The sequence below is a fragment of the Burkholderia sp. FW306-1C-G01B genome (genome assembly GCF_058781685.1).
Genome location: NZ_JBYSWZ010000008.1, coordinates 1 through 19,466, shown reverse-complemented (window position 1 = coordinate 19,466; position 19,466 = coordinate 1). Strand labels below are relative to the sequence as shown.

17 protein-coding genes are annotated in these 19,466 nt (G+C 64.4%); all 17 read left to right on the top strand.

The features are described from left to right. Positions 1-749 precede the first annotated feature (749 nt). Positions 750-980 (top strand): hypothetical protein, encoded by a 231-nt coding sequence (locus AC3WLY_RS17045; RefSeq protein ID WP_492309209.1) that lies wholly within the window; start codon positions 750-752, stop codon positions 978-980. 34 nt (positions 981-1,014) lie between these two features. After that, positions 1,015-1,869, top strand: a complete 855-nt coding sequence (locus tag AC3WLY_RS17040) for a carbonic anhydrase (RefSeq protein WP_492309210.1) — start codon at positions 1,015-1,017, stop codon at positions 1,867-1,869. 84 nt (positions 1,870-1,953) lie between these two features. Further along, on the top strand, positions 1,954-2,433 hold the full coding sequence (locus tag AC3WLY_RS17035) for a hypothetical protein (protein ID WP_492309211.1): 480 nt from the start codon (positions 1,954-1,956) through the stop codon (positions 2,431-2,433). Between the two features lie 153 nt (positions 2,434-2,586). After that, positions 2,587-3,477 carry an alpha/beta fold hydrolase gene (locus AC3WLY_RS17030; protein ID WP_492309212.1) on the top strand — a complete coding sequence of 297 codons (891 nt, stop codon included), beginning with the start codon at positions 2,587-2,589 and terminating at the stop codon, positions 3,475-3,477. A 67-nt stretch (positions 3,478-3,544) separates the two neighbouring features. Continuing rightward, positions 3,545-4,114, top strand: a complete 570-nt coding sequence (locus AC3WLY_RS17025; RefSeq protein ID WP_492309213.1) for a methyltransferase family protein — start codon at positions 3,545-3,547, stop codon at positions 4,112-4,114. A 17-nt stretch (positions 4,115-4,131) separates the two neighbouring features. Continuing rightward, positions 4,132-5,415, top strand: a complete 1,284-nt coding sequence (locus tag AC3WLY_RS17020) for a glycosyltransferase (protein WP_492309214.1) — start codon at positions 4,132-4,134, stop codon at positions 5,413-5,415. Beyond that, a complete protein-coding gene (locus tag AC3WLY_RS17015) occupies positions 5,412-6,998 on the top strand; it encodes a DHA2 family efflux MFS transporter permease subunit (protein WP_492332699.1) in 1,587 nt (528 codons plus the stop codon). The genes AC3WLY_RS17020 and AC3WLY_RS17015 overlap by 4 nt, the downstream gene beginning before the upstream one ends. A gap of 10 nt (positions 6,999-7,008) precedes the next feature. Then, complete coding sequence (locus AC3WLY_RS17010) at positions 7,009-7,956, top strand: glycosyltransferase family 2 protein (RefSeq protein ID WP_492332698.1); 948 nt, start codon at positions 7,009-7,011, stop codon at positions 7,954-7,956. Beyond that, a complete protein-coding gene (locus tag AC3WLY_RS17005; protein ID WP_492332697.1) occupies positions 7,956-9,554 on the top strand; it encodes an efflux transporter outer membrane subunit in 1,599 nt (532 codons plus the stop codon). Before AC3WLY_RS17010 ends, AC3WLY_RS17005 begins: the two co-directional genes overlap by 1 nt. Beyond that, entirely contained in the window at positions 9,555-10,748 is a 1,194-nt protein-coding gene (locus AC3WLY_RS17000) for an HlyD family secretion protein (protein ID WP_492308633.1), read from the top strand. It abuts the gene before it with no gap. Positions 10,749-10,992: 244 nt separating this feature from the next. Next, a complete protein-coding gene (locus AC3WLY_RS16995) occupies positions 10,993-11,523 on the top strand; it encodes a fimbrial protein (protein ID WP_492308632.1) in 531 nt (176 codons plus the stop codon). A 98-nt stretch (positions 11,524-11,621) separates the two neighbouring features. Continuing rightward, complete coding sequence (locus AC3WLY_RS16990) at positions 11,622-12,392, top strand: fimbrial biogenesis chaperone (protein ID WP_492308631.1); 771 nt, start codon at positions 11,622-11,624, stop codon at positions 12,390-12,392. Between the two features lie 6 nt (positions 12,393-12,398). Continuing rightward, positions 12,399-14,957, top strand: a complete 2,559-nt coding sequence (locus AC3WLY_RS16985) for a fimbria/pilus outer membrane usher protein (protein ID WP_492308630.1) — start codon at positions 12,399-12,401, stop codon at positions 14,955-14,957. Further along, complete coding sequence (locus AC3WLY_RS16980; RefSeq protein WP_492308629.1) at positions 14,948-15,919, top strand: fimbrial protein; 972 nt, start codon at positions 14,948-14,950, stop codon at positions 15,917-15,919. Before AC3WLY_RS16985 ends, AC3WLY_RS16980 begins: the two co-directional genes overlap by 10 nt. 250 nt (positions 15,920-16,169) lie before the next feature. After that, positions 16,170-16,418: a hypothetical protein gene (locus AC3WLY_RS16975; protein WP_492308628.1), complete on the top strand. Its 249-nt coding sequence runs from the start codon at positions 16,170-16,172 to the stop codon at positions 16,416-16,418. Between the two features lie 145 nt (positions 16,419-16,563). Next, entirely contained in the window at positions 16,564-16,929 is a 366-nt protein-coding gene (locus AC3WLY_RS16970; RefSeq protein WP_492308627.1) for an OmpA family protein, read from the top strand. Positions 16,930-17,421: 492 nt separating this feature from the next. After that, on the top strand, positions 17,422-19,466 hold a 2,045-nt coding region (locus tag AC3WLY_RS16965; protein WP_492332696.1), incomplete at its 3' end, for an ESPR-type extended signal peptide-containing protein.

Sequence of the window (19,466 nt, the reverse complement as noted above, 5' to 3'; positions counted from 1 at the left end):
GGCATCCCGCTCGGCAACGCCAGTCGTGCCCGTTTCGATTCTCACGCGTGCTCCTTGACCGTTTGAATGCTGCTTTGGCCCAGCGGGACGGCGGTCTTGCAACGCATTGACAGCGACACTTTAGTTCAGTTGCCGATTGAAATCTATTGATCTCGAATCGAAGATTCTAGGACTAGTACGAAGTGCGTTGCGCGATCTAGCCCTAATAATGTCGCATCCCGCCGCAGCCGCGCCTGACATTGGCGGTGCGCCTGTCCATTCGTCGGGATCGACACATTTTGGACTAGTACGAGGCCAATCGATTTTCGGTCGCATATCGCACAGGGGGTTATTTCCTGAAAATTGAGTCCGTTTCGTGGACCGGACGGTAGTCCGATGGATCGCCAACACATGGCGGCCTGCCGAAAGGCGGCCTGATTTCCCCATCGCTCTCGCTCCCGATCCCGTCGAGTGCACGCAGAAGGCAATGGACGCGTTCTAGACCAGGCCGTCGCATCTTCATGCAGAGTCGGCGGGCAGCACGCAACCTGTCGTGGAAGATTGTCGCGGATCGCGTCAGCAGATGACCGTCTGCCATGCCCGCAACCGGCGCGTGGTCGTGCGCGCGGACATGACGAACGCGAACCGACCGATATTTTCGGTCGTGTGAATCCGCTGGCCCGGATGGTCTCGCCAGTGCTACGGATTCCATATTTATTGCGATCGTCGGATCGCCCACCGTCCTTCATTGGATTGCAAGAACCTCAGCGATGTCAGACCTCAAGCGAAGACTGTCCCCCAACGTGATGCTAGTGTTGTGCGCGTTCGTTGATCTCGATGAAGAATCGCAACGGGCATTCAATGGCGCGATGAACGAATACCTGCTCGCGTCGAACATGAAGCGTCGGCAGATCGTCAAGCAATGGCGCGATTGTCCTTTCGATCAGAGAGATCCGGAATCCGAACTGTGCAAACGTTGCCGTTGCGCCGATCGAGGCTGAAATCCGCTTCTATCGGCGCCACGTACGGGCTGACATGGATTTGAAACAGATGAAAGCAATCAGATCCGCAATTCTCGAATTTTGTTACTCGTACCCGAAGAGGGAAATCAAAATGAAAAATGTAATGCTGGCCTTTGCCGTCACCGGCCTGGCACTGGGTGCATCGGCTGTTGCCAATGCGGGCGTGGCTGAAAGCGCCCCGCACTGGACCTACGACGGCGCGAGCGGCCCCGCGCATTGGGGAAAAATCAGTGCGGGGTTTCATCTTTGCGAAGCCGGCAAGGCGGGCTCGCCGATCGATGTCCGGAGCGCCAGGAAAGCATCGGCCGATACACCGCGTATCCGGTTTTCGTATGAGCCGATGCCTGTCCGTCTGTTGAATAGCGGCCATGCGGTGCAATTCATGGCGATGCCGGGAAAAAGCTCGGTGAACCTGGGTAATACGCAGTACCAGCTCGTTCAGTTCCACTTCCATTCGCCTGGTGAAGAGCGCTTCGCGGGCCGCGCATCGCCGATGGACATGCATTTGGTTCATGCCGATGCCGATGGCAAGTTGCTGGTGGTCGCGGTGCAGTTCGTGGTCGGCGACAAGCCGAATCCGGTGCTCGATGCGCTGATCGACGACATCCCTGCGCATTCAGGAGCGGAAAACAAGGATGATTCACTGTTGATCAATCCGATCGGCATGCTGCCGTCGACGACATCGGGCTATTACACATACTCCGGCTCGCTGACGACGCCGCCATGCAGCGAAGGCGTCACGTGGGTCGAAATGAAAGTACCCGTCACGATCAATCGCGCGCAGTTGGAGAAACTTCGCGCGTTCTACTATCACAATCAGCGTCCCGTGCAATCGCTCAACGGACGGGAAATTCTCGAAGTGGACTGAGCGACCCTCTACCTGAGCGACGCCGGCGAAGCGGTGTCGCAAGGAGCCGCGCAATAGCCACCACGTTTGGCGCGTTGCGCGGCAATGCGCCGGCTGGCCCGCTCATTGGCGGGCAGCCAGGGCGACCCATCGGCAGCCAGGCTGCCGGCCGCATGGAAAATCCTCTCAAACAGCGCGGCGGTCATCCAAACACTCGACCAAGCGTGCCTTATCCGCATGCTGGAAATCGACGTCCGTTTCTGGCCCCTTCATGGCCGCGCTCGTCTCTTCCCTTGTCACCGCGACGTGCCGGCCCCGGCGAGTACTCGTCCTGAATTCATTAAACATACATCCTCGACGCATTTTCACGTTTTTAAATTTTTTGATGAATTGAACAGGAAGTTGCACCTGTTCAGGAATTTTGATTTAAATCAATCAATGAATTTTGTAATTGATTTGTATGCATCTAGTATGTTTATTGAATTATTTGCATTATTTGAAGTATTGAATGCCGGGGCGGCGAGCGACGAAATACAGATTCGAAGCCGTCACCCAAACGATGCGATGGAGACCACGAGGCCTTAGTACGGGAATGGGCCCGTGTTGTGCCGAAGGGTGGTTTCTGGCGTGGGTGGTTGTCGTGGGAGGGCGGCGGGGCTGTCGGCCAACCGGGGAACCGACTTCGGAATGCGTTCGTGCGATCAGGGCGGGCTTGGCCCGGCGCACGCGGGGGAGACAATGTCTATCGAAAAGCAAGTGCTTGCGCTGCCAAGCGGGCTGAAGGTGTATGTCGAGCGTCATGTGTTCGACCCCGCTTTCGAGACGATCATCCTGGTCAACGGCGCGCTGGCGACGACTGCGTCGTTCGGGCAGACCGTCCAGTATCTCGGCGAGCGGATGAACTCGATCTGCTTCGACCTGCCGTATGCCGGACAGTCGCGCCAGCACAATCCGGGACGCTTCATCCTGACGAAGGACGATGAAATCGCGATCCTGCTGTATCTCGTCGAGTGGTTTCAGCCGGCGTATCTCGCGTCGGTGTCGTGGGGCGGCGTCGCGTCACTGTTTGCGCTCGCGCGCGGCTGCCCGAGTGTGCGGCGCGCGGTGATCTCGTCGTTCTCGCCGTTTCTCAACGACGCGATGGTCGACTACGTGACGCGCGCGCGCGACCACATCGCGGCGGGCGAGAACCTGAAGGCGGCGCAACTGCTGAACGACACCGTGGGCCGCTATCTGCCGCGCATCATGAAGCTGTACAACTATCGCTACCTGACGCGCTTGCCGCGCGACGAACAGCACCAGGTTGCGTTTCATGTCGACCAGATCCTGGCACTCGATCCGCAACAGTATCTGAGCGAGTTCGCGAACATCCGCAGCGAGGTCCTGTTCGTCAATGGTGCGCGCGACGAATACACGACGGCCGACGATGTGCGCCGGCTCGCGGACCACGTGCCGTGGACGCAGTTCGTGACGATTCCCGACGCCGGGCATTTTCTCGAGATCGAAGGGCGCAAGCAGCGCGAAAGCACGCGTGCCGCGGTGCTCGACTTCCTGTACGGGCCGCCGCGCGAACGGCCCGTGCGACCGTGCGATGCCGATGCGCCGCGGATGTCCGCGATGTCGTCGTGACGTCGTGCCCATTGCCCGTGCGGCGTCGCGCGGTTCCGATCTTCATTCCATTCCAGGCAGGTGAATCGTGAATATCGTTCAGAGTATGGCCGTCGTCGTTCCCTGGGCCGCATGGCTCGCGTACTGGATCGCCACGTCGAAGACCGTGAAGGCGACCGTGCGCAAGGAGGCGTCGCGCTCACGCACGCTGCAGTCGATTCCGCTGATCGTCGGCGGCGCACTGATCATCCTGCCCGATCCGTCATGGCAGGCGCTCGTGCCGGACTGGCAGCGCTTCGGCCTGCAGGCGCAGTGCGGGCTCGCGGTGCTGATCGCGGGGCTGCTGTTCTCCGTGTGGGCGCGGCTGCATCTCGGCACGAACTGGAGCGTGTCGGTCACGCTGAAGGAAAACCACGAACTCGTCCGCACGGGGCCGTACGCGCTCGCACGCCATCCGATCTATGCCGGCTGCCTGTTCGCGCTGGTCGGCGCCGCGCTGATCGGCGGCGAATGGCGCGGCGCGCTCGGCGTGCTGCTCGTATTTGCGTCGCTCGCGTACAAGGTGCGCGTCGAGGAGCGCTGGCTGACCGACCACTTCGGGGCAGCCTATGCGCAATACCGTCGCGAAGTTGCGGCGCTGATCCCTGGTGTCTACTGATTGCCGCGAGGTGCCGAATGACAAAGATGATCATGACCGCGATCGGCTCGGCGGGCGACGTGCATCCGCTGCTCGGCGTCGCGCGCGTGCTCGCGATGCGCGGCCACGCGATCGTGTTCTGCACGCATCCGCCGTTCGAGGCGGCCGTGCGCCGCTGCGGTTTCACGTTCGTGCCGGTCGGCACCGCGGCCGAATACGAGGCCGCGATGGCGAACCCTGCGTTGTGGAATCCGCGCACGTCGTTCCGCGCGCTGTGGCAGGTGATCGCGCCCGTGCTGCGCCCGCACTACGACGCGCTGCATGCGCTGACCGACGACGATACGGTGCTCGTCGGCACGCTGTGGGCGTTCTCCGCGCGCTTCATGCAGGAGCTGCACGGCACGCCGTACGTATCGGTGCAGGTGTCGCCGTCGACGCTGCTGTCCGTGCACGCGCCGCCGACGCATCCGCGCCTGACGATTCGCGCGCGCTGGCCGCTGCCGGTGAAGACTGCGCTGATGACGCTGATCGAGCGACAGGTGCTCGACCGCGTCTGCGGGCCGGCGCTCAATGCAGTGCGCCGCGACCTCGGGCTCGCGCCCGCGCGGCGCGTGCTGGGCCGCTGGCTGCATTCGACCGACGGCGTGCTGTGCCTGTTTCCCGACTGGTTCGCGCCGGCGCAGCCCGACTGGCCGTCGAATCATCTGCAAAGCGGCTTTCCGCTGTTCAACGACATCGCGGCGCCTGACGAAGATGCGGAACTCGATGCGTTTCTTGCGGCCGGCGAGCCGCCCGTGGTGTTTACCGCCGGGTCGACGCGCGTCGATCACGCCGTGTATGCGCGCGCGGTCGGCGAAGCGCTGCGCGCCACCGGTGCGCGCGGCATCCTGCTGAGTCCGCACGATGCGGCGCCGGACGGCAACCGGTTGCTGGTGCGCCGCTTCGTGCCGATGCGCACGCTGCTGCCGCGTTGCCGCGCGCTCGTGCATCACGGCGGGATCGGCACCGCGGCGCTCGCGTTCGAGGCCGGGATCCCGCAGGTCGTGACGCCGTTCGCGCACGACCAGTTCGACAATGCGCAGCGCGTCGCGGCGAGCGGTGCGGGCGTACGCGTCGACGGTCCGGTCGACGGCGCGCGTCTCGGTGCGGCGCTCATGCGCGTATTGGGCGAACCCGAATTCGCCGTGTATGCGGAGCGCACGCGCGCCCTGATCAACGCCGCGCCGGACGGCTGCGAGACGGCCGCCGATTTCATCGAGCGCTTTGCACCGAAACACGGCCGCGCGAGCTCGCCGGCCGCTGTCGCGACGGCGGGCGTATGAGCACGGCATCGTCGCTTCAGGACACGCCCGCCGCCTTCGATGCGAGCGAACCCGCCCGCGCCGCGCAGCCGCTGCGCGGCATCCGGCTCGCGCTGCTGACGTTCGCGCTGTCGCTCGCGACCTTCATCGAGGTGCTCGATTCGACCGTGACGAACGTCGCGGTGCCGGCGATCTCCGGCAGTCTCGGCGTATCGAACAGCCAGGGCACGTGGGTAATCAGTTCGTATTCGGTCGCGGCCGCGATCGCGGTGCCGTTGACCGGCTGGCTCGCGCGCCGCGTCGGCGAATTGCGGCTGTTCGTCGGCGCGGTGCTGTTGTTCACGCTGACGTCGCTGCTGTGCGGGCTCGCGCGCGACCTGCACGTGCTGGTGATCTGCCGCGCGCTGCAAGGGCTGTGCTCGGGGCCGATGGTGCCGCTGTCGCAGACGATCCTGTTGCGCACGTTCCCGCCGGACAAGCGCACGATCGCGCTCGCGTTGTGGGCGATGACGGTGCTGCTCGCGCCGATCTTCGGGCCGGTGGTCGGCGGCTGGATCGTCGACAACTTCTCGTGGCCGTGGATCTTCCTGATCAATTTGCCGATCGGACTGTTCTCGTTCGCGGTGTGCACCGCGATGCTGCGCCCCGACGCGCAGCGCGGCGCGGCCGGCCCGATCGACGTGCCGGGCATCGTGCTGCTGGTGATCGGCGTCGGCTCGCTGCAGGCGATGCTCGATCTCGGCCACGATCGCGGCTGGTTCGATTCGCCGCTGATCGTCACGCTCGCGGTGGTCGCGACGCTCGCGATCGTGTCGCTGCTGATCTGGGAGGCGGGCGAAGCGCATCCCGTCGTCGATCTCGGCCTGTTTCGCGACCGCACGTTCTCGTTCTGCGTGCTGATCATCTCGCTCGGGATGATGAGCTTCTCGGTGGTCGGCGTCGTGTTTCCGCTGTGGATGCAGGCCGTGATGGGCTACAACGCGTTTCATGCCGGGCTCGCGACCGCATCGCTCGGCGTGCTCGCGCTCGTGTTCTCGATCCTCGTCGGGCTGCATGCGCACCGCTTCGACGCGCGCGTGCTCGCGACGTTCGGCTTCCTCGTGTTCGCGGGCGTGCTCGCGTGGGACGCGCATTTCACGCTGAAGATGACGTTCGCGCAGATCGCCGCGCCGGGGCTGATCCAGGGGATCGGGCTGCCGTGCTTCTTCATTCCGCTGACCGCCGCGACGCTGTCGCGGATTCCGGACGACCGGCTCGCCGCCGCGTCGAGCCTGTCGAACTTCCTGCGCACGTTGTCGGCCGCGTTCGGCACCGCGATGAGCGTGACGCTGTGGGACAACCGCGCGACCTATCACTACGACGTCGTGTCGCAATCCGTCACGCATGCGTCGGCGAATACGCAGCGCTTCGTGCACACGCTGAACGCGATGGGCGTGGACGGCGTGCGCGAGCTGACGACGCTGCACCAGGTCGTGATGCAGCAGGCTTACATGATGGCGACGAACGACATGTTCTGGATGGCGAGCATGACCTGCCTCGTGCTCGCCGCGATGATGTGGCTGACGCGGCCGAAGCGCGGCGCGGCCGCGTCCTTCGGGCATTGAGGAGACGAACATGACGACACTCGGCGCACTCGTGATCCTGTATCACCCGAGCGATGCGCAGCTCGAAGCGCTCGGCGCGTGGCGGCATGCGTGCGACGCGTTGCTCGTCGTCGACAACACGCCGCAGCCCGATGCGCGGGCGCGCGACCTGTGCGCACGCGAAGGCATCGCGCTGCTGCATCACGGCAACCGCGGCGGGATCGCGGGCGCATACAACGCGGGGCTCGCGGCGCTGTTTCGCGACCGCATCGATGCGGTCGCGCTGTTCGACCAGGATTCGTCGGTGCCGGCCGCGTATTTCCCGGCGATGCGCGATGTCTGCGCGGGGCTCGCGGGGCGCGCGTTCCTGGCCGGCCCGCGCATCTTCGACGAGAATGCGCGCAGCTTCCTGCCCGAACTCTCGACCAACGGGATCGGGCTGCGCCGCCTGCGCATCGAGCCGGGTGCGCCGCTGCAGCGCTGCGCGTTCCTGATCTCGTCGGGCTGCGTCGTATCGCGCGACGCGTTCGACATGCTCGGACGGTTCGACGAGACGCTGTTCATCGATCACGTCGACACCGAGTACAGCTTCCGCGCGCTCGCGCGCAACGTGCCGCTCTACGTCGTGCCGTCGCTGGTGCTGCCGCACCGTATCGGCGCGAAGCAGCGTCATGCGATCGGCCCTTTTGAAATGACGTCGATGAATCACTCGTGGCAACGGCGCTACTACAGCGCGCGCAATGCGGTGCAGCTCGGGATGCAGTACGGGCTGCGCTTTCCGGTGGCGATCGTGCCGAACCTGCTGACCGTGTGGCAGGTCGTGCAGATCGCGCTCGTCGAGCGCGACAAGCGCGCGAAGCTCGCCGGCATCCTGTTCGGTGTCGCCGATGGCCTGTTCGGCCGGCTCGGCCCGCTCGAACGCACGCGGCCGCGGCTCGTGGCGCGACAGCAACGGCGTGTGCATGGAGGAGGGGCATGATGCGGGAGCCGTTGGAGGGGGGCGGCTGGAAGGCGGGGCGGGCAGCCGCCGCGCTGGCTGTGCTGCTGATGCTGGACGGCTGCACGCCGTCGGGCTTGGCGCCGTCGCTGTCGGTGCGCGCGCCGGCCGACGACGCGCTCGCGCAGACGGCCGGCCCCGGCACGAACGGCGCGTGGCCCGCGCCCGACTGGGTGAAGCAGTTGCAGGACCGCCAGCTCGAGCAACTGATTGCCGACGCGCTGCAGAACAACCCCGATCTGCAGGTCGCGCAGGCGCGGTTGCGGATCGCACACGCGCAATTGCAGCAGTTCGACGCGTTGACCGGGCTGGTCGGCACCATGGGCGCGACCGTGAGCCGCGCACGGATGCCGCAGCCGGGGGACGTCGCCAACGTGTCGGTCGCCGGCTACCGGATTCCGGTAGAGATCTTCGGCGATCCGAATACATCGCCGGCCTCGGTGTTCGTCGGGCTGAACTACCAGCTGGACCTGTGGGGCAGGAACCGTGCGGCCGCGAAGAGCCTGATGTCGCTGCGCGACGCGGCGCGCGTCGAGGCCGAGCAGGCGCGGCTCACGCTGTCGACCGCGATCGTCACCGTGTATTGCCAGCTCGGTCAGGCGTATGCGACGCAGGATCTGCTGCAGCAGAAACTGAAGGTCAGCCAGCGGATCACGACCGTGCTGCGCGAGCGCGCCGCGCGCGGTCTCGACGGCGCATACGATGCGAGCGACGCGTCGATCAAGCGCAGCAAGCTGCTCGCGCAGATCGCACTGAATGACGAACAGATCAAGCTTGCGCGACTGCAGCTCGGCGTGCTGTCGGGGCACGGTCCGGAACGCGGCCTCGCGCTGCAGCGCCCCCATCTCGGTGAGTTCGGCAACGGGCCGCTGCCCGCGCGGCTGCCGGCTGACCTGCTGGGCCGTCGGCCCGACATCGTTGCCGCGCGGCTGCGCGTCGACGCCGCGTTCGCGAATGCCGATTCCACGCGCGCGCAGTTCTATCCGGACGTGAATCTCGTCGCGCTCGGCGGCGTGTTCGCGCTGACGCCCGCGTCGCTGTTCTCGCGCGACGCGCTCGCCGGCTCCGTCGGCCCCGCGATCTCGCTGCCGATCTTCGACCGCGGCCGGCTGAAGGCCAAGCTCGGCGCGGACGTCGCGCAGGCCGACGTCGCGATCGGGCTGTACAACAAGACCGTCGACGACGCGCTCGGGCAGGTCGCGAAGCTCGTCACGTCGCTGCTGACCGCGCAGACGCTCGTCGCGCGGCAGCAGGAGGCGGTGGCCGATGCGCGGAAGATCGTGCAGGTCGCGACCGACCGGCAACGACGCGGCCTGCTGATGCAGAAGGACGTCGATGTCGCGGAGCTGACGCTGATCGACGAGCGCGCGCAGATGATCGACCTGCTCGGCAAGCAGCGCACGCTGCGCGTCAGCCTGATTGGCGCGCTGGGCGGCGGCTTCGATGCAGCGCCCGATACGTCGACTCGACCACCGGCCGCCGCATCGGCGATCGTGTTGCCCGATGCTTCCCGCATCTCGGATGCGCGTGCGATTCCGCCGTTCCAGCATGATCGCGTGACCGTTATGGAAAGCGACTGAATGCAAGATTACCAACACGCTCATCCGCATACGGCGCCGCAGGCCGACGCCGCGCTCGAAGCTCGACGCGCGATGCGCCGTAAGCGCTTCGCGTATTTCATCGCCGTAGTGCTCGTCGTCGCGCTCGTATGGCTCGGGTTCCGGCTGTTCAGCACCCGCTTCCACGAGGAGACTGACAACGCATACGTCGCCGGCAGCATCGTGCAGGTCGCGGCACAGGTGCCGGGAACCGTCACCGACGTGCTCGTTGCCGATACGCAGCGCGTGCGCGCCGGGCAGGTACTCGTGCGGCTCGACGACGTGCAAGCATCGGCTGCTTTCGCACAGGCGGAGGCACAGCTCGTGCAGGCGGTGCGGCAAGTCGCGAACGCGAAGATCTCGAGTGCGATGTATGTCGATGCGGTAAAGGCGCGCGAAGTGGAGCTGTCATTCGCCCAGCGCGCGCTCGCCGCGCGCGAGCACGCAGCGGCCGAGATCGTCGCGCCCGAGGAGCTCGGGCGAGCCCGCGCGGCCGTTGCCGGTGCGCGGGCACTGCTTGCGGCCGCGCAGGCCCAGCGCGACGCCGCGCGCGCGCTCGGCAGCACACTGCCGATCGACGAGAGCCCGGCCGTCGTGCAGGCGGCCGCGCAGTTCAAGCTTGCGTACCGGAACCTGAAGCGCACGACCATCGTCGCGCCGGTCGACGGCACGGTCGGCCAGCGCGCGGTACAGGTCGGCCAGCCGGTCGGGCCGGGCGTGCCGCTGATGTCGGTCGTGCAACTGAACCGTCTGTGGATCGAGGCGAATTTCAAGGAAGGACAGATTCGCTACATGCGCGTCGGGCAGCCGGTCGAGGTGGTGTCGGACCTGTATGGGTCGCGCGTCGCCTATCGCGGCCGCGTGCAGGGCTTCTCGGCGGGGACGGGCAGCGCGTTCTCGATGCTGCCGTCGCAGAACGCGGCCGGCAACTGGATCAAGGTCGTGCAGCGCGTGCCGGTCGTGATCGCGATCGATCCCCGCGACCTGGCCGTGCACCCGCTGCGGGTCGGGCTGTCGATGCGCGTGACGGTCGACACGCGCGATCTGGGCTACCGGACCGACAGCGAGCGGCCGACGCCGGCCGACCACACGCGTAGGGACGACGGCGCCGCGCGCGAGGCCGCCGATGCTGACGCAGCCGCCGCGGCAGTCATTAATGCGGCTCAACGGGGATAGGGGCTGCCGACCGAAATCGCCGGAGCCTCGTTTCCTTACATTTTCTTTGGCTCGGCCATAAAAAATTCGTCCCATTTGCCGATATTGTGTGAGAGTGCCTGTTTGATTTAAATCAACCGGTGCCGGCGAGAGCCGCGTCAATGGAACTATGAATGAATCGCACTATTGAATTGATGTGGCCAAAGCAAGCCCCTAGAATACATTTCCGGAACTGGTTTCCCCACATCAATCGGAGAGCGTCACGATGAAAGCCAAACGCATGCCACCTGGCCTGGCGGCCATCCTGCTGTCCCTGCTGGTTCCTGCGGCGGCACATGCGCAGACGGCGACTACCGGCACCATCAACTTCACCGGCAGCATTACCGACGTTCCCTGCGAAATCGACACGGCCGCCACCAGCAGCACCGTGCCGATGGCAAAGGTATTCGCCAACGACTTCAGCGGCGTGGGATCGACCACCGGCACGACGGCGTTCCAGATCGTTCTCAAGAACTGCGGCGCCTCGACCACGGGTGCCACGGTATTGTTTACGGGCACGACCGACGCGACCAACCCCACGGCACTGCAGACCACAGCCAGCGGCGCGAGCGGCGTGGCCCTGCAACTGGTGGACGATACCGGTACGGCGATCAGCATTGGTTCGAGCAGCAAGGCATACACGATTGCCGAGGGAGACAACACGTTCAACTTCGCGGCGCGCTATATCGCGACGTCGGCCACGGTGACGGGCGGCGCGGCGAATGCCACGGCCTTGTTCGCACTGACGTACAAATAAGGTGCCGTCAGGCAGGCGAACCTGCCGGACCTGCATCCCGTCATCCAGTTCCCCCGTTACGGCGCCGACGCCGTGCGCTCCCTAAAGCGAGACAACTCATGCGTATGACTACCGTTTGCCATGTCGCGGTCGCCACCGCGCTCAGCGTGATCAGTGTTGCATCCCTTGCCGGCATCCAGGTCGGCGGCACGCGCGTCATCTTCGACGCGAAAGACCATTCGCGCGATACCTCCGTTGCCGTGCGCAACAAGGGCGACACACCCTACGTGATCCAGACGTTCGTCGACGACGGGAACGGCGTTACCCGGCGGATGCCGTTTACCGTCACGCCGCCCACGTTCCGCCTGGACGGCGGCAAGGAGCAGCTCGTGGGCATCCGCTACGTGCAGCGGGGCAAGGGCCTTCCGCAAGACATCGAATCGGTGTATTGGCTCAACGTGAAGGAGATCCCGCCCACCGACAAGAGCAAGGCGGGCGTCAACACACTCAAGATCGCCGTGCTGACGCGCATCAAGCTCTTCTATCGTCCGACCGGACTCGCGGGCAAGGCGGCCGACGCGCCGTCGCAGCTCAAGTGGTCTGTCGTGGCGAGCCCGATCGGCCACGGCGCGGCGCTAAAGGTCAGCAATCCGACGCCATACCACGTGACCTTTTCGACGCTCGACGTGCAGGGTGCACAGAACGAGAGTGTCAACGTGGATATGGTGAATCCCCGGAGCGACCTGATCATCCCTGTCCCGTCCAGGGCTGTGCCCAACGTTGGGGCGATCAAATTCAGCTACACGACCATCAACGACTACGGCGCCGTGACGCCGGCGACGGAAGTGACGGCGCAGCCTGCCGGCGCGCCAGAGGCCGCGCGGCAGTAAGCCTCGATGGTCCCGCGCTTCGCGGTCGGCCCCGACCTTCGCGGCGGGGCCGGCTTTTCGCGCGTGCGTGCCGCGGCGTTGGCGGCCGCGCTGTTGGCATCATCGTTTGCATCCCATGCCGCGGAGCCGCTCGAGTTCGACCCGGCCTTTCTCGAACTGGGCGGCGGACAGGGCGGGGCCGACCTGTCGATCTATGCGACCGCCAACCGGGTGCTGCCGGGTGTTTACCTGGTGTCCGTGTTCGTCAATGGCGAGGCGGCCGACAGGCGTGAAATCAATTTCCGGACCGACGGCGCGGCCGATGCCGCGCCCTGCGTGACCACGCCGATGCTGTCGGAATGGGGCGTCGACACGATCGCGTTTCCGGGGCTGACTCAGGCCGGCGCGGAAACCTGCGTCGACGTTGCGCACAGTATTCCGGGTGCGCGCATCGGTTTCGACAGCTATCAGCACCGGCTGAACATCACGGTGCCGCAGGCAGCGATGAAGCGCCGTGCCCGCGGGGCGGTGGATCCTGCGCGCTGGGATCAGGGCATCAACGCCGCGTTGCTGGACTACCAGTTCAGCGCTGCCCAGTATGCCGGCAGCAATTACGCCAATGTCAATTCGCGCAACACCCTTTACGCCGGGCTGCGCGGCGGTATCAACCTTGGAGCCTGGCGGCTGTCGCATGCGTCGTCGTTCATGCGCGGGCTCGACGGCCAGAACCGCTTTCAGATCATCAACACCTTCGTGCAGCGCGACATCGCGAGCTGGACGAGCCGACTTCTGGTCGGCGAAGGGACGACGCCGTCGAACATCTTCGACGGCTTCCAGTTTCGCGGCATACAGCTGAATACCGACGAGACGATGTTGCCCGACAGCTTGCAGGGATATGCGCCCACCGTGCATGGTATCGCGCAGACCAACGCGCAAGTGACGATCCGGCAGAATGGGTTCGTCATCTACAGCACATTCGTGCCGCCAGGGCCCTTCACGATCGACGACCTTTATCCGACTTCGTCGTCGGGCAATCTGGAGGTGGTGATCACCGAGGCGGACGGGCATGTCACCACGTTCACGCAGCCGTATTCCGCCGTACCGATGCTGTTGCGCGACGGCGCGTGGCGCTACAACGTCACGGCCGGTCAGTATCGTGACGGCATTTCCGGCTCGCATCCAAGCTTTGGCATGGCGACCGTCGCGCGCGGCTTCCCGGGCGAATTCTCGCTATATGGCGGAGTCATTGCATCGGATGTCTATCAATCGGTGCTGGCTGGCATCGGCAAGAACCTTGGTGTCGTCGGCGCCGTGTCGTTCGACGTGACGCATGCGCGCAGCATGACCGACCTGGCAAACAGCCGTTCGGTGTCCGGAAATGCCATTCGCATGTTGTACGCGAAGACGGTCGGCGGTTGGGGCACGGATTTCCGCGTGCTCGCCGACCACTATTTCAGTGCCGGCTACCGCGGTTTTGCCGACGCCGTGCAACTGCGCGACGGCACCGAACCCGCCGCGCTGGGCGCCAAGCGCCAACGGCTGGAGGGTACGGTCAACCAGCGGCTGGGACGGCTCGGATCGGTGTTTGCGACGGTTGTCGTGCAGACCTACTGGGGTAGCGCAGCGCGTAGCGATGTCTTCCAGCTCGGGTACAGCGGGAGCCGGGGGGGCGTCAGCTACGGTGTCTACGGCAACTACAGCAAGGGCAGCGGCGTGTCCTCCAGCTGGAACGTGTCGCTGTCGGTGTCGCTGCCGTTCGAGGTGTTCTTCGGCGGTTCCGGTGCGCGGGGGCTCGCGGGAAGCGGCCCGAACCTTGCGTATTTCGTCAGCCGCAACAACGAGAATCACGTCAACCAGCAACTGACGGCTTCCGGTATCAGCAGCGACCAGCGGCTGAGTTATAGCGTAGGCGTTGCCCATTCGAACCAGTCAAATGTGAGCGAGACGGCATCGACCAGCTACCTCGCGCCGTTCGGCCGCTACGACGCGTCGGTCGGCAATGGCCACGGTTACTCGCAGGCGGCTTTCACGGCAGCGGGCGGCCTGCTGTGGCACGGCACCGGCCTCCTGTTCACGCAACCGCTCGGCGATACCGTCGCGGTGGTGGACGTGCCCAACGTCAAGGGCGTGCACTTCGAGATGCACCCGGGCGTGAGCACCAACCGCGCAGGCGAGGCCGTGATTCCGCATTTGAATCCGTACCGCATCAACCGCATCGTCGTCGACCAGCGCCGGCTGCCGCAGGATGTGGAGATCCGGAACCCGGCGACCGAAGTCGTGCCGACTCGCGCGGCCGTGGTACAGGCCGGCTTCGATTCCGTGATCGGCCACCGGGCGATGTTCACCGTCACGCGTTCGGATGGCACGCCGCCGCCGCAGGGCGCAACGGTGGAGAACGCCGCCGGGCAGGCATTGGGTATCGTCGGCATGGATGGTGAGGCGTTCGTCGCTGGATTGTCGGACGTACGCGGGAGCTTTGTCGTGCGCTGGGGACCCGAGCGGCAGAGCCGATGCGAGGCGAGCTACACGCTTCCGCAAGGAGGGACGGACGACGCGTATTCGGAGGTCGAGGCGATATGCAAATGAAACGTGCAATACGCGGGACGCCCCGCGTCATCCGGACGGCGATATGTGTCATGTGCCTGATGTTTGCGATGGTGCCGACCGGTGTGCGGGCCGCGACCTGTGAAGGCGACAAGACGCTCGTCACGCTTCCGTCGATCGTGGTCGCATCCGATGCGCCGGTGGGGTCTGTCCTGTGGAGTCAGAAGGGCATTGCGTTCAGCACGTACTGCCAGTGGTTCGTGATCGATACGAGCAAGATTTACTTATGGCGCACGGATTTGAGCTCCACGCTTCAGCAGTACGGGCTGACGTTCTGGCTCACTTACGGGGGGGTAAGCGGCAACACCGCGGTACAAATCAAGGAGCCGATAGTCGTCGACCTTGGCTGGTCGAGCGGCTATGCCAGCGGGACGGTCGATCTTGAACTCCGCAAGACGGCCACTACGCCCGCTACGGGCGCCGTGACCGCGGCCGACATCCCCGCGTTCTATCTGGACAGCAATACGAACAACCAGAAGGGTTCGCACTACATCCGCGGCCTGACGAACATCAGTTTCGTGTCGTACACCTGCGACATCGACACGGGTTCGCGCAGCATTACCGTGCCGCTCGGCGCCGTGCGCGTCGACCGTTTCTCCGGGATCGGGTCGACTTACGGAGATCGACCGTTCAACATCGGGCTGACCTGCACGCAGCCTGCCGGGACGTATAACGTGTCGCTCACGTTCAGTGCGACGGCCGACAGTTCGGGCGCGTCGGGCGTGCTGGCAATCCTTCAAAGTTCGGACGCGGCGGCCGGCGTCGGCATCCAGTTGCTGATGAACGGATCGCCCGTGGTCTTCGATACCGCGCTCGACGCCGGCAGCGCGACGGCCGGCGCCACGCTGACGATCCCGATGACGGCACGCTATTACCAGACGGGCAGCGTGATCACGCCGGGGACGGCGAACGGCATCGCCACTTTCACGATCAGCTACAAGTGATGCACGCCCGTTAGGCAAGCGCGCGGCGGCGCGTGGTGCGGGGGCCATCTCGCGCCAAAAAATTCGGAGAACTTCGATATCGGCCCGGCGAGCGTGCCTGTAATGTCATGGGCGGCAAATAGCCATGCAGCCGTGCCCGGATTTCGGTCGTTGCTCATGTCTTCTGGTGGTCGATGGTGCGTGGCTGCGGATCCTGTCCGCTCGGACGGAACCTTGGCCGATCGTGTCTCCATCCCCAAACTGAACCTTCATGAAAACCATCGTGCTGATGCTCCTGGCCGCCCTGGCCGGGTGTACGTCCTCCTCCACACCGTCGACTGACGTCTACTCCGTCAAATCCGAGGACGGTGTTCAGCAGTATGGAATCACCTGTTCGGGCTTGCTGGGGGGATGGAGGACCTGTTCGCACCGTGCAGCAGAGGTGTGCGACGGGAAAGAGGTCAAGGTCCTGGGCGTGAAAGAGCGCGGTGCCATCACCTTCATCTGCGAAGCGGTGTAATGCGTGGTCGGCGCGCGGCAATGCACGGGCGATCGGATTGATCGGAACGCCACGAATTCAGGGAATGAAAAATATCGCTATTTTTATGTTGTTCGCGCTCGCGGGGGGCACGGCCTAAACGGGGCCGGCGGTCGATGCGCGACCGGTGGGCAATGATCAGGCGCAGGCGAAAACGTTCGAGGTCGTCTGCACGGGCCTCCTGGTGCAGACGGGATCGTGCCTGAAGAAGGCGCAGGAATTGTGCGGGATCCTGCCTGGCTCGCCGTCCGTGCCATCGCCTGCGCAAGTCCTGCTGCACGGCGACGCGCTGTCCGATTTCGACCGGGCGGACCTCAAGCCGGCACGCAAGCGGGAATTGGACAGTGTGATCGGCGAAGGCAAGCGATTCCGCGTCGTGCAAGTGTCCGGCTACACCGATTCGGTCGGCTCCGACGACTACGACAATGCGCTTTCGGCACGACGGGCGCGTGAAGTCTCGCCGCGGACGGTATTCCGGGGTGATCCAGCCTGAAATTACGATTCATGTCGGCCCAAAGTCGATCGATGGTTGTCGAGGCGAATTTTCTCGCTCGATGAATTCGATTTAACAAGATTTAAAAGAATGGCGGGCAGCAACGGGGTTTCTAAGGAAAAAATCTGTTGGCTCGATTAAGTAATACGAATTCATTTCGTGTGCGGCGAAACGACGCGCGGCGGATTGGCGTCCCTCGGCGCGGCCTGTCCAGGCTTCAGTCGATCGATCTGCATAGCCTTGCGGGGTCATATCGTACTGCGATTTCGAACTATTACGATATTTTCATTTTGCTTATCTCTGTATCTTTGGAACCTGGGTTTCGCAGGTTCTTGTGAAAACATTTGGGCTTCGATGAGTCTTTGAATCATCCGATTTGACGGATCGATTCTCGATTCCGGCCGTGCTTTGGCGATGTCGCGAATTCGATACGAGCTTTCTGAGCCTTCTATTCGCATAGTTTTCCTAAATAAATATGGCTAGGAGTATTGCATGAACAAGATCTATAAAACAGTGTGGTGCGAATCGACGCGTACTTGGGTTGCGGTGTCGGAGCATGCAGTGGGGCACGGTAGCGGAGCTTCGAGCGTCGGGGAACCGGCGGTCGAACCGAAACGCTGGCTGAAGCGGTCGCTTTTGGGTGCCGCATCGTTGATTGCGATGGGTGTGGTCGGGCCGTTTGCAGGCGAGGCAATGGCTGCGAACAACGCTGGTGTGTGTGTGACGTACAACGGTAACACCAACAATGTTGCCGCTAACGGGGGAATCTCAATTGGTGCCGATGGTTGTAATTCGGCCGGTTGGGTCAATGGCATGATCAAGGGTAGTTCGAACGATTGGGTCGGGTTTACCGCCGACGACACGCAGATCGTTCTCGACGGCAGCGCGGGCAAAATTTATTACCGGACGGGCGGCGTGAACGGCAACGTGCTGACGATGTCGAACGCCACCGGTGGTGTATTGCTCAGCGGCCTGGCTGCCGGTGTCAATTCGACCGATGCCGTCAACATGTCCCAGTTGACCTCGCTGTCGACTTCGACGGCAACGAGTGTCACCTCGCTGTCGACTTCGACGGCAAACAGCATTGCATCGATCTCGACGAGCCTGCTTTCGGTTGGCGTGGGCGTCGTGTCGCAAGATGCATCGACCGGCGCAATCACTGTCGGCGCGGGTACGCCGGGCCTGACGGTGGATTTCTCGGGGGGGCAGGGAACTCGTACGCTGACGGGCATCACTGCCGGCGTCAACGCCACGGATGCGGTCAACGTCGGTCAGCTGACGTCTTTGTCGACTGCTACGTCGACCGGCTTGGCTTCTCTGTCGACGTCCACGTCGACCGGTCTGTCGTCGGCGACCAGCTCGATCAGCTCGCTGTCGACTGGCCTCAGCTCGACCGACAGCACGGTGGCGTCGGTGTCGACGTCCACATCGACCGGCCTGTCCTCGGCGACCAGCTCGATCAGCTCGCTGTCCACGTCGACCTCGACGGGTATCAACTCGCTGTCGACTGGCCTCAGCTCGACCGACAGCACGGTGGCGTCGGTGTCGACGTCCACGTCGACCGGCCTGTCGTCGGCGACCAGCTCGATCAGCTCGCTGTCCACGTCGACTTCGACCGGCATCGACTCGCTGTCGACGGGCCTCAGCTCGACCGACAGCACGGTGGTGTCGCTGTCGACCTCGACGTCGAGCGGCTTGGCCTCGCTGTCGACCACGGCGTCAAGCAGCCTGGCTTCTCTGTCGACGGGGCTGTCCACCACCGACAACGGTGTCGCGTCGTTGTCCACGTCGCTGCTCGGCACCGCCGATGAAGTGACGACGCTGTCGACCAGCCTCAGCACGGTCAATGCGAATCTGAGCGACCTCGACACAAGCATCACGGGCCTTCAGACTTCGGTGGGCAACGCAGTGTCTTATGACGATACGTCGAAGACGCAGATCACGCTCGGCGGCGTGGGTTCCACAACTCCGGTCCTGCTGACGAACGTGGCGGCCGGCTCGATTTCCGCCGCCAGCACGGATGCCGTAAACGGTTCGCAGCTCTATACGTTGCAGCAGGAATTTGTCCAGAAGTACGATCTTCTGACGTCGCAGGTGTCGTCGCTGAGCACGTCCGTGTCGGACTTGGAAAGCACGGCCTCGTCGAGCACGGCGACCGGTGACAACAGCACGGCGAGCGGCACGAACTCGACGGCCTCGGGCGACAACAGCACGGCGACCGGCACGAACTCGACGGCGACGGGTGACAACAGCACGGCGAGCGGTACGAACTCGACGGCGACGGGTGAAAACAGCACGGCGACGGGTACGGACTCGACGGCGTCAGGCAACAACACGACGGCGAGCGGCACGAACTCGACCGCGTCGGGCGACAACAGCACGGCAACCGGTACGAACTCGACGGCGACGGGCGAAAACAGCACGGCGACGGGTACGGACTCGACGGCGTCGGGCAACAACACGACGGCGAGCGGCACGAACTCGACCGCGTCGGGCGACAACAGCACGGCAACCGGTACGAACTCGACGGCGACGGG